At 71.2% G+C, this 12,122-nt stretch carries 5 protein-coding genes; 4 read left to right on the forward strand and 1 reads right to left on the reverse strand.

What is annotated here, in order from left to right; genetic code table 11:
* Window positions 1-12 precede the first annotated feature (12 nt).
* Both OIB37_RS28085 and OIB37_RS28090 read left to right on the forward strand, forming a co-directional pair.
* Entirely contained in the window at window positions 13-543 is a 531-nt protein-coding gene (locus OIB37_RS28085; RefSeq protein ID WP_330460395.1) for an NUDIX hydrolase, read from the forward strand.
* Window positions 540-1,838 (forward strand): MFS transporter, encoded by a 1,299-nt coding sequence (locus OIB37_RS28090; protein WP_330460396.1) that lies wholly within the window; start codon window positions 540-542, stop codon window positions 1,836-1,838. The genes OIB37_RS28085 and OIB37_RS28090 overlap by 4 nt, the downstream gene beginning before the upstream one ends.
* 62 nt (window positions 1,839-1,900) lie before the next feature.
* Here OIB37_RS28090 and OIB37_RS28095 read toward each other — a convergent pair whose 3' ends face one another.
* A complete protein-coding gene (locus OIB37_RS28095; RefSeq protein ID WP_330460397.1) occupies window positions 1,901-3,259 on the reverse strand; it encodes an MFS transporter in 1,359 nt (452 codons plus the stop codon).
* A 931-nt stretch (window positions 3,260-4,190) separates the two neighbouring features.
* Between OIB37_RS28095 and OIB37_RS28100 the strand changes: the two genes are divergently transcribed.
* Window positions 4,191-10,274 (forward strand): acyltransferase domain-containing protein, encoded by a 6,084-nt coding sequence (locus OIB37_RS28100; RefSeq protein WP_330460398.1) that lies wholly within the window; start codon window positions 4,191-4,193, stop codon window positions 10,272-10,274.
* Window positions 10,271-12,103 carry a non-ribosomal peptide synthetase gene (locus OIB37_RS28105; RefSeq protein ID WP_330460399.1) on the forward strand — a complete coding sequence of 611 codons (1,833 nt, stop codon included), beginning with the start codon at window positions 10,271-10,273 and terminating at the stop codon, window positions 12,101-12,103. Before OIB37_RS28100 ends, OIB37_RS28105 begins: the two co-directional genes overlap by 4 nt.
* Window positions 12,104-12,122 lie beyond the last annotated feature (19 nt).

Raw genomic sequence — 12,122 nt, forward strand, 5'->3', positions numbered from 1 at the left:
TTGAGGGAACCTGTGACCGACCGTTTCTCCCGCATCCTGCCCGCGTCCCTGATGGTGCTGCCCGGCCCGCACGGCACCGTCACCTTCGTGCACCAGCTCAAGGGGCCGTACGCCGGCAACTGGCTGCTGCCGGGCGGCGGGATCGAACCCGGGGAGTCCGCCATGGCCGCCGCGATCCGTGAGGCGGAGGAGGAGACCGGCTGCCGGGTGACCTCCTGCGCGCCGTTCGCCGTCTACGAGTTCACCGGGAAGTGGGCCGAGGGGCGTTACCACCTGCACATGTTCGCCTTCCTCGCGGAGGGCGTCCACCGGGTCTCCGACGACTTCCAGGGCCACAACGTGGGCGCCGTACGCCAGGCACGGATCGGCGAACTCCCCCTGCACTCCACCGATCTGCAGATTCTGACCGACGCCGGGCTCGCCTCCTACGGGGAGCCGGAGATCAGCCGGGCACTGGCCGCGGACGGCATCACGATGCACGCCCTGCGAGTGAACGGCGCCACGACGACGTGCGCGACCGCCCAGGAAGGAGCCATCCCGTGACATCGGAGATACAGGAGGCCGAGGGCAGGCCGGGTGAGCGCCGCCCGCCGGCCGTGCTCACCACCAACTGGCCGTCCCTGTTCCTGGTGTACGCCACAGGTGTCACCGCGGCCATGGGCCTCGGGAAGTTCTCCGTCGCCACCGACTCCCTCCGGCACGATCTGGGCATCGGGCTCGGCGCCCTGGGCTGGGTGATATCGACCGTCACCGCGGTGTCCGCGCTGCTCGGCACCCCGCTCGGGTTACGGCTCGGCCGGATGTCGACCCGTAAGGTCCTGGTGGCCGGCGCCTGGGCGGTGGCGGCGGCGGCCGCGGTCGAGGCCCTGGCGGCCGGCTTCGGGACCCTGCTGCTGATCCGCGTGGTGGAGGGGGTCGGCTACCTCATGGTGGTCATCGCCTGCCCCACGCTCGTCGTTCGGCTGTGCGCCCCGGCCGACACCTCCCGGGCACTCGCGCTGTGGGGCACCTTCGTGCCCGTCGGTCTGGCCCTGAGCACGGCTCTCGGCGGGGTGGCGGGCACGGCGTTCGGCTGGCGCGGCTGGATGCTCGTCGTCGCCGCGATCACCGCGCTCCCGGCCCTCGTCCTCAGTGTCACCCGCGTGGGCTCGGCCCCGGCCGGCACCGGGGCGGCCGGGGCCGACGGCGCCACGGCGCGGGCGGCGGCCGGGCGGCTGCCCCGGCAACGCGAGCGCGCGCGGCAGCGGCTGCGGCACACCGGCCCGGTCGTCCTGCTGGCTCTCGGTTTCTGCATGGCCTCGCTGGTGACGGTGGCCATCTTCTCCCTGCTGCCGACCTATCTGGAGAAGGAGCTGGGGCACAGCGCCTCGGACGCGGGAGCCACGGCCGGCCTCATCTCCCTGGTGAGCGTCGGCGGCGGCCTGCTGATCGGCTGGCTGCTGCACCGCAACCCCGACAGCCGTCCGGTCCTGCTCTGCTCCGTGCTCACCGTGGCCGCCGCGTGGGCGGCCTTCCGGCCGGGCGGCGCCGCCGGGCTGTTCGTGGCCGGTGCCGTGGTGATCTCCGCCGTCAACGGCATCCTCGTCGGCATGATCCTCGCCCTGGTCCCACGGCTCGTCGACTCGCCCGACGAGCTCGCCCTCGCCAACGGCATCGTCACGCAGGGCGGCAGCCTGGGCTCACTCCTGGGCCCGCCGCTCTACACCATGGGCGTGGAGGGCTGGGACTGGACCGCGGTCGGCACCCTGACCACCGCGGGCATGGCCGTCTGCTGGCTGTTGTTGACCCTCGCCCTGCGCCGCAGAGTGCCGTCGGACCGGCAGGAGCGAAAGGCCTGACAGGCCGCAGGGCCTGACCCCTGGCCAGGCCCTGCGGTGAGCCGCCGGCGCGTGAGGGTTCCTCAGGCCGTGGCCGCCCGGCGATCCGTCATGGCGACGACCACCGCTCCGAGCGCACAGGCGATGCCGGCCGCGAGGTAGGCGAGGTGGTAGCCGGTGAGCTGGTCGTCGCTGGTCGCCGCGACCAGGACCATGACCGCCACGCCGACGCTGGCACCGATCTGCTGTGCCACGACGTTCACCGCACCGGCGACCGCGTGCCGTTCCGGCTCGACGCCGGTGAGTCCGGCGGACGTCATCGAGGGGAAGTTCAGTCCCTGGCCGATGCCGCTGATCACCAGGCCGGGCAGCACGTGCAGCAGGTAGCTGCCGTGGTGCGGTGTGCTCATCCACAGCGCCGTTCCGCCGCCGATCAGGACGAGTCCGACAGCCATCAGCGTGCGCGGCGCGTACGTGGCGAGCAGGCGTCCGGTGACGAAGTTGGCGGTGAGGAACACACCCGCGGACATCGGCACCAGCGCGAGACCGGACTCGAACGGCGAGTACTTCAGCATCCCCTGCAGATACAGCGGCGCGAAGAACAGCATCCCGACCGAGCCCATGTACTGGAGGAACGCGGCCAGGCTCGCCGCCCGTACCGACGAGACCCGGAAGAGGCCGAGAGGGAGCACCGGGTCGGCGGTGCGGTGCTCGCGCGCGACGAAGAGCAGCAGGAACACCGCCGCGCCGCAGAACGAAGCCCATGCCGACGCGCCGCCAGTGCTCGCGCCCACGACCAGCAGGATGAGACTGATCGTGCCCGAGACCGCACCGGGCAGGTCCAGCCGGCCACCGCGCCCTTCACCGCCGGGCAGTCCGGCGCGCGTGGCGGACAGCACGGTCACTCCCACCACCACCGAGAACCACAGCACCGACCGCCAGCCGAGGAACTGAGTCAGCACCCCGCCCAGCAGCACCCCGCCGCTGAAGCTCGCCGCGCCGACCGCCGCGTACACACTCAGTGCCCGGTTGCGGACCGGGCCCGCCGGAAACACCTCGGTCAACAGGGCCAGCGCGGCCGGGCCCGACAGGGCGGCGCCGATGCCCTGAACCGCCCGCGCACCGAGGAGCACCCAGGTGTCCGGGGCCACGGCTCCGACCAGAGCGGCACCCGTGAACACGGCGACACCGAACTCGAACACCCGCCGACGGCCGAGCACATCGGCCAGGCGCCCGCCCACCAGCAGGAAGCCGGCGAACGTCACGGCGTAGGCGACCATGACCCACTGGAGCGCGGTGTCCTCCAGGTCGAAACGCGCTCCGACGGACGGCAGGGCGGCATTGAGCACCCCGAGACCGCTCACGTCCAGGGCGAGCGCCCCGGCCAGCACCCCGAGTGCCAGTCCCGGCCGCTGCCGTGACATCACCTCCGTACTGGTCATGCGGGCCTCCCGGGGCGCTCGGCGCCCTGCGGCCGCGGGCCGGGCGGCCCGCCGTCACGTGCCGGGCCGAGGGCGGCTGCCCGAAGGAGGGGGCGGCCGAGCCGTAATCGGGCGGAGCCCCCACCGCCCGTGGGCTTCCGTCGTGTTGTGGCGAGTTTTATCCGTCCCGTACCCATTATCAGGACACGGGCATCGGCCGGCGTCGACTCGTCGTTCATGATTCTCATGCCGAGCAGCTTGCAGTGCCGCTCGCCCACTGTCCAGACCGGCCCTTCTGCTCGTATGCCGCAGGAAGGAAGGGAATCGCCGACTTTCACCGAGGGCGACGTTTATGGGTGTCGATACGGGCCGACCGTCGTCCGAGAGGCGAGTGAACCAGTCAAGCGGGGGGTAAATCACGCCAGTACACCTCCTGACTCACCGGTCACACTTGTTTCACCATGGACGGAGTGGCAGTCTGAAGTCGTCGCGCAAGTGCCTCGTAATACGGCCACGTCGGTCCACATGATTTCCGACCTGGCCGGAGCAGACGCAATCGGTTCCAGCCAAGATGACTTAGCGGGGGGTCGAGGTCGCGGTGCAGGTGACAGTCTTTCCAGAGCCAGGCTCGCGCGTCCGTGACGGTGTGGCCTGCGCAGCGAGACCTGAGCCCCTTCGCCCCTGAGAGGGATTCCTGACGCCCGGCTCTCCCGTAGCAGTCGCCGCAGCGAAGCGAAGTCCGTTTCACAAAACTTCCTCATGGCCGGTTTGTCGAGTGCTGACCCGCCATTTCGAGATTCATTGGCCCTGGCCGTTCCGACGGGATCGGCCGCATGTGCGCCACAGCTTCCCGAGTCAGCTGTCGTTGCACGGCTCGGCGGGTTTTCGAGGTCTTGATCATTCCGGCCCGAGCTCTGTCAGCCGTTTCCTTCCGTCCTGCTGAGGAGCCCCAATGCCCCAACGGCATGCAGCACAGGATTCGTATGCCATAACAGAGTTTCTGATCTCTCATGTCGTTGAGCTGATGGACTTGTCCAAGGACGCTGTGGATCGCTGGACGCCGATGCACCAGTACGGCCTGGACTCGGCGAATCTGTCCGCCCTTGCCGCCGCACTGTCCGAATTCCTCGGCTGGAAAGTCCCGGTCACCTGGATGTGGCAGTATCCGACCATCGACGAGCTGTCCCGTGCGCTTGCCGACGGTCCTCGTACCGCGCGGACCGCGGCCCCGGTCAACGCCCGTCGTACGGCGTCGTACGAGCCCGTCGCGATCGTGGGCATCGGCTGCCGGTTCCCCGGAGGACCGGATCCGTCCTCGTTCTGGCGACTGCTGGTCGAGGGCCGCGACGCCGTCGGCCCGGTGCCGGCGGGGCGACGCGACCTTCTGAACGACAAGGTGCGGTGGGGCGGGTTCATCGACGGCATCGACCGGTTCGACCCGCTCTTCTTCGGCATCTCACCCCGCGAAGCCGTCCAGATGGACCCCCAGCAGCGACTCGTTCTGGAGCTGGCCTGGGAGGCGCTGGAGGACGCGGGTGTCGCGCCCCACAGCCTCGTCGGCAGCGACACCGGTGTGTTCATGGCCTCCTGCTGGGGCGACTACGCCGCTCTGGCCCACTACCGCGGTCCCGACAGCCAGATCACCCCGCACACCGCGACGGGCATGCACGACGGCATCATCGCCAACCGCGTCTCCTACATCCTCGGCCTGCAGGGCCCGAGCATGGCCATCGACGCCGCCTGCGCCGGATCGCTGGTCTCGGTGCACGTGGGATGCCAGTCCATCTGGATGGGCGAGAGCGAGCTGGTGCTGGCCGGTGGTGTGAACCTGAGCTTCGTCTCCGACTACTACACCGCGATGGACGCGATGGGCGCGCTCGCCCCGGACGGCCGCTGCAAGTCGTTCGACGCCCGTGCCGACGGCTACGTCCGTGGTGAGGGTGCCGGGGTCGTCGTGCTCGCCCCGCTGAGCGTGGCGCTCGAACGTGACCTTCCGGTGTACTGCCTGATCAAGGGCAGCTCGTCCAACAACGACGGCCTGAGCAACGGCATGACCGCGCCGAACCCCCAGGCGCAGGAGAAGATGCTCCGCACCGCGTACCAGCGGGCCGGCATCGACCCCTCCCTCGTGGACTACATCGAGTGCCACGGCTCCGCGACGCCCCTCGGCGACCCGATCGAGGCCAATGCCATCGGCGCGGTCCTGGGCGGCGACCGCGCACAGCCGCTGCGGCTCGGCTCCGTCAAGTCCAACGTCGGGCACCTGGAAGCGGCAGCCGGCATCGTCGGCCTGGTCAAACTCGCGCTGTCGATGCGCAACGGCGTGCTTCCGCCGAGCCTGCACTACACCGCGCCCAATCCGCAGATCATGTTCGACGAGTACAACCTCACCGTCCAGGACCGGCTGACGGCGTGGCCGCGCCGGTCCGACGCGCGCCGCGGTGGCGTCAGCTCGTTCGGGTTCGGCGGCGCGATCTGTCACGTCGCCGTCGAGGAACTGCCACGCCCCGAGAGCGCACTCCTCCTGCTGGCCGCGGACTCCCAAGAAGCGCTGGCCGACAAGGCCTTGGCGCTGCGAGAGGAGAACGACCTGCGGACGGTCTGCGGCCGGACACCCGGCGACGGCAGGTTCCGGCTCGCCGCCACCGCTCGCGACATGACCGAACTCAGGGCACGGCTGGAAGCCTTCCGCACCGGAGCGCCGGACCCCGCGCTGAGCGTCGGGGAGGCCACCGAACGCAAGCCGCGGGTGTCGTTCCTGTTCTCGGGCAACGGCTCGCAGTGGCTGGGCATGGGCAGGCAACTCCTCGCCGGTACGCCCGTGTTCCGCCGGTCCATGATGAAGTCCGACAGGCGGATGCGGGAGCTGCTGGGCTTCTCGCTCGTCGACCAACTGCTGGCGCCAGACGGCCGTATCGACGACATGGACGTCTTCCAGCCGCTGCTGTTCTCCCTGCAGGTCGCGCTGGCCGACACGTGGCGCTCGCTGGGGGTGGAGCCGGACGTCGTCGTGGGACAGAGCGTGGGGGAGTTCGCCGCCTCGTACATCGCCGGCGCACTCGACTTCGAGGACGCCTCCCGCCTGGCCGCGCACCATGGCCGGCTCCTCCAGCAGCTGGCCGTCGGACACGGCGAGGGCATCGTGGTCATGGCCGGTACGGACGCCGTCAGGCAGTACCTGACCGGCCGGCTCACCGTCTCCGGCCGCAACGGCCTGAACTCCACCCTGGTCACCGGCACACCGCAGGAGATCGACGAACTGATCCAGCGGCTCACCGACGACGGCGTCACGAGCCACCGGGTACGGATGGGACACGCACCGCACTCGCCGCTGGTCGACCACGTCCTCGCCCCGCTTCGGGCCGAACTCGCCGACATCAGGCCCCGCACCACGCGCATCCCGATGATCTCGACGGTCACCGGCGCACTCGTCGACGGCGCGGAGCTGGGACCGGACTACTGGGCGGACAACCTGCGCCAGGAGATCCGGATGGTCGACGCCCTGACGAACCTGCGCGACCACGACATCGACGCGGTGATCGAGATCAGTCCGCACCCCGTGCTGCTCAAGTCCGTGTCGGAGATCCTCACGGCGACCACCCTGCCGTCGCTCCGTCGTGGCGCCGACGAAGCCTCGACCCTGCTCGGTTCGCTCGGCGCGCTGTACACCGCCGGCCTCTCCGTCGCCCCGAGCCCGTTCATCGCGGGTGACCGGGGACGACACGTCACCCCGGGGGGAGGCGACGTCGCTGCCGACGGACAGGTGCACCTCGTCCCCGTCACGGCGCGCACGCCGGCTGCCCTGGCCGACACCTGCCGTGAGCTGTCCAACCATGTCGAACGAGACGCCGGCCTGCGGGTTTCCGACCTTGCCTACACGCTCGCGACCAGGCGTACCCACCACAGCCGGCGGATAGCGCTGTTCGCCCGCAACCGTCAGGAAGTCCTGGACGGACTCGCCCGGGTCGCGGCCGGTCAGCCGCACCCCGATGTCGTCACGGGCGCGGGCGCGGGCGCGGGCGCGGGCAACGGCGACCGGCGGGTGGCGCTGGTGTTCTCCGGCGGTGGAACCCAGTGGGTCGGAATGGGCCGGGAGCTCATGCGCTCGCACACCGGTTTCCGCACGTCGATGCACGCCTGCGACGCCGCCGTGCGCAGGGCCGGCGGCTGCTCGGTGCTCGACGCGCTCGCCGCCCCCGCCGACCAGGCCAGGTTCGAGGAGATGGACGTCCAGCAGCCTGTTCTGTTCGCCCTGCAGGTCTCGCTGGCGAAGGTCTGGCTCGAACTCGGCATCCAGCCGACCGCCGTCGTCGGGCACAGCCTGGGCGAGGCCGCGGCCGCGTGCGTCGCCGGCGCGCTGTCGCTGGACGACGCCGCCCGCGTCGTGGTCGCCCGGTCGCACCTGCTCGAACACAAGGCGGCCCCCGGAGCCATGATCTCCGTCGACCTTCCGGAGGAGGAACTGCGGCCATGGCTCGCCCCGTACGCCGGGCAGGCGGCCGTCGCCGTGGTCAACAGCCCCACCAGCGCCGCGGTGTCCGGCTCACCCGAGGCCGTCGGCGCCCTGGAGGCCGACCTCCGCGGGGACGGGATCTCCACCAGAAGGATCCGGGTCGAACGGCCGGTGCACAGCCCCGGCATGGATCCGCTCGTCCAGCCGCTGCGCGAGAGCATCGACGGCATCACCCCCCTGGCGAACACCATCGAGTTCCGCTCCACGGCACTGGCCGACACGGTGAACCCGGTCGCCGACGTCGACTACTGGGTGCACAACCTCCGCAACCAGGTCCGCTTCGCGGAGACCATCGGCGCGCTGGTCGACGACGGGATCGGCACCTTCGTCGAGATCGGCCCGCACGAGACGCTGCGCGGCGCGGTCGAGGAGATCGCGCTGACCCGCGGTGCCCAGGTACACGCGATCAACTCCCTGCGGCGTGACGAGAGCGACGTCCGCTGTCTGCTGGGGGCCGTGGCGTCGTTGTACGTCAGGGGCCTCCCCCTGGTCCTCGATTCGTTGTTCGCCGATGACGTCGAGGTCGTGGAGACCCCGCTCGTCCAGTGGCAGAAGGACCGGCACTGGCTGGACACCGACCCTCGCCCCCGCGTCGCGCCGGCACCGGCACCGGCACCGGCCACCGGAACCGTGGCCGAGCCCGTGGCCGGGACCGCGGCCGAGCCCTCCGCCGAGCCCGCAGCCGGGACCGCGGGGAACAGGCCACTGGCGGAAGTCGTCCTCGGCGAGATCGCCGACGTGCTGGGCGTGCCGGCGAGCACCCTCGGCGAAGGCACCGGCCCGCGCGACTTCGGCCTTGACTCGATGCTGGCGATCCGCCTCGTCAACAGGCTGCAGTCGCTGTTCGGACAGCGCGTGTCGCCGGTGGTCTTCCTGGACGGCCGGAACACGTCCGAGGTCGTCGCCCACATCGTCGAGGTCGTCGGCGGGCCGGCCCCCGCCTCCGCGGCGGCGCCGCCGGCCACGGAGGCCACGCCGGACCGGACACCGCAGGCACCGCCGAAGGCGGCCGCCGCACCGGCGCCCAGGGCCGAGCCCACCCCGACGTTCCTCGACGACCTGTCCGAGCTGGACGCGGAGGAGCTGCTGGACGAACTGGCCGCGCGCGGCCTGCTGGACCCCACCGACGAACCGGCGCTCGACCAGCTGGGCGCCGACGGTCTCGGTCTCGAACTGGCGCCGGCCTCGCACGGCCAGGCCTCGCTGTGGTTCATGCAGATGGTCGCGCCGGACGCCGTCCCCTACAACTTCATGGTGGCCGCCCGCATCCGGACCGCGGTCGACGAGAAGGCCCTCGACCGCGCCGTACGGGCCGTGGTGGAGCGGCATCCCGCGCTGCGCACCGTCTTCGTCGAGGCCGGCGGCCGCCCGTACCAGGTCGTCCTGGACGAACCGGAGTACGAGTTCGTCGTGGTGGACAGCACGGACCGCGACGACGAACAGGCCCGAGAGGACCTGGCCGCATACGGTCACCTCCCGCTCGACCTGGACAACGGGCCGCTCGTCCGCGTGGTGCTGATGGCGCGCGGACCGGCGGATCACTACCTGCTGGTGCTCGTGCACCACATCGCGTCGGACGCGGCGTCGGCAGACGTGATGATCCGCGAACTCCAGGAGTACTACGAGGGCGCCGACCCCGCCGACAGCGCGCCGGTCCCGCCCTACACGGAGTTCGTCGAGTGGGAACGGCAATGGCTGGCCGGCCCGGCGGCCGACACGGCACTGGCCTGGTGGTCGGAGAAGCTGGCCGACCCGCCCGCCCACCTCGACCTGTCCGCAAAGGTGCGCCCTCCCGGCGTCACCTACGAGGGCCGCGACCTCACGTTCCGCTGGAACGCCGAAGAGACCCGGCTGCTGAAGGAGTTCGCGGTGCGCGAGGGCGTGTCGGTCAGCACCGTCGTGCTGGCCGGTTTCTTCGCCACGCTCAACCGCGCGGCCGCAGCCGAGGACTCCGTACTGGCCACCGCCATCGCCCAACGCGCCGAACCCGGCTGGGAATCCGCCATCGGCTACTACCTGAACACGGTGCTGGTGAGGGCGAAACCGGCCGGGGACCGCAGCTTCCGGGACCTGCTGGGTGAGGTCCACGCCTTCTCGCTCGGCCTGCTCGAGCACATGAACTACCCCCTCGACCTGCTGGCGTCCGCCCTGAAGCCGCCCAGGGCCGAGGGCCGCTCACCGTGGTTCGACGTGGTGGTCAACTGGCTCTCCTCGGAGGCGTTCTCCCGGTCCGTCAAGCTCTTCCACGGCATCGGCGACACCATCGCGCCCGATGCCGCCCTGCCGCTCGAACCGCTCCAGGTCCGCAGGCACCTGGCCAAGTTCGACCTGGAGATATCGATGGCCGACATCGACGGCGAGGTGGTCGGCCACGTCCAGTACAAGCCGAGCTACCTGGAAAGGCAGACCGTGACGGCACTGCTCGCGCTCTACCGCACCGTGCTCTTCGACTCGATCGCCCAACCCGGCCTGGCACTGCAGGACATCGCGCCGAGCGGCCTTTCCGAGGAGACGGACCAGTGACCGAGACCCTGCACTCCGAGTTCGTCGAACAGGCGGCCAAGAACCCCGGCGCGCCCGCGGTCTACTCCGACGCCGGCGTCCTGACCTACGACGAGCTGAACGAGCGGTCCCGCGTGCTGGCCGAACGGCTCGTCGCCGAAGGCGCCGGCCCCGGTGTCCCGGTCGGCATCTGCGTCGAGCGCACGCCCGACTTGATCGTCGGCATCCTGGCCGCCCTGCGCGCAGGCTCCTGCTACGTACCGCTCGACCCCGGCTACCCGGCGGACCGCCTGGACTTCATGGTCCGCGACAGCGGGACCCGCCTGCTGCTGACCACGCCCGCGTCACGGGCCCACTGCCCGGCCGGTCCGACCGTGGTCGTGCTGGGCGAGACCGTGACGACCGAGCCCGGCGCGAAGCCCGCGCCGGTCGTGCCCGGCGACACCGCGTACGTCATCTACACGTCGGGATCCACCGGCACGCCGAAGGGCGTGGCCGTCCGGCACAGCGGCTGCGTCGCCATGCTGGCCGAGATGGACCGGATCTTCGAGGGCTGCGACCTGAGCGGTGTGTCGGCGGCGAGCTCGGTCTGCTTCGACATGTCCGTGATGGAGATCTTCGCCGCGCTGTGCCGCGGCGGCGCCGTCGTGCTGGTGGAGAGCGCCGCCCACCTGCCGGAGAGCCGCCACATCGACAGGATCACCCACCTCAACGTCGTACCGTCGGTGATGAACGGCCTGCTCGACGCCGACGTCCTCCCCCCGAAGGTTCGCACGATCGTGTTCGGCGGTGAGGCACTGCGGCGCAAGCTCGTGGACCGGGCGTACCGGGAGACCGGCGCCGACCGGGTCTTCAACGCCTACGGCCCCACCGAGGGGACCGTCTTCTGCTCGTTCGGGCTGGTGCCGCGGGACTCGGCCGACGAACCGACGATCGGCACGCCGTCGACCGGCGCCCGTGTGTACGTGCTCGACGAGAACCTGAGGCGACTACCCGCAGGCGAGTTCGGTGAGCTCTACCTCGGCGGCGCCGGCCTCGCCCACGGCTACGTCAACCGGCCGCGCACCACGGCCGAACGGTTCGTGCCCGACCCGTTCCTGGACGGCGAACGCATGTACCGCACCGGTGACGTCGTCAAGTTCACCGCCGACGGCGAGCTCCAGTTCGGCGGCCGCGTCGACCACCAGGTCAAGCTCCGTGGATACCGCATCGAACTGGAAGAGGTCGAGGCCCGGCTGACCGGCTGCCCCGAGGTCAGGGAAGCCGCCGCCGCCGTGCAGGGCAACAGGCTCGTCGGCTACGTCGTGCCCGAGGGCGACGACCACCCGCGAGGCGGCGCGTGGCCGGACGCCGGACGACAGGGCGCCATCACCGGCAAGCTCGCCGCCGAGCTGCCCGACTACATGGTGCCGGCGACGATCGTGTTCCTCGCCGCCCTTCCGCTGGGGCCCGGCGGGAAGCTCGACCGCGCCGCGCTCCCCGAGCCGCCGGCCACCGACACCGCCGTCGCGGGGACCTTGACGGCCGCCGGCACGCCGACCGAGGTGGCGCTGTCCGAGATATGGGGCCAGCTGCTCGGCCTCGAACCCGCGAGCATCGACGTCCGGGCCGCCTTCTACGACCTCGGCGGTGACTCGCTGCTGCTCATCCGGCTGGCCAGGCTGATGACCCGGCGATTCGACCGCCGCGTCCGCGTGCCCGATCTCTTCAGTTTCCGTGACATCTCCTCCCTCGGCCGCTGGCTCGACGAGGAGAGCGGCGCCGAGCCCGAGGCCGTCCAGTCGGCCCGCCGTCGAGCCGGCGCCCGCCGCGCCGCACTGCGTCACCGCGGTACCCCCACCGGCAGCTGAGCCGCCTTTCGACTCGACC

This window comes from Streptomyces sp. NBC_00820, assembly GCF_036347055.1.
In the GTDB taxonomy this organism is placed as follows: domain Bacteria; phylum Actinomycetota; class Actinomycetes; order Streptomycetales; family Streptomycetaceae; genus Streptomyces.

Excerpts from the sequence above, each read along its gene's own strand:
- OIB37_RS28100 (WP_330460398.1), top strand. The coding sequence starts at position 4,191 with ATGCCCCAACGGCATGCAGCACAGGATTCGTATGCCATAACAGAGTTT.
- OIB37_RS28095 (WP_330460397.1), bottom strand. The coding sequence starts at position 3,259 with ATGACCAGTACGGAGGTGATGTCACGGCAGCGGCCGGGACTGGCACTC.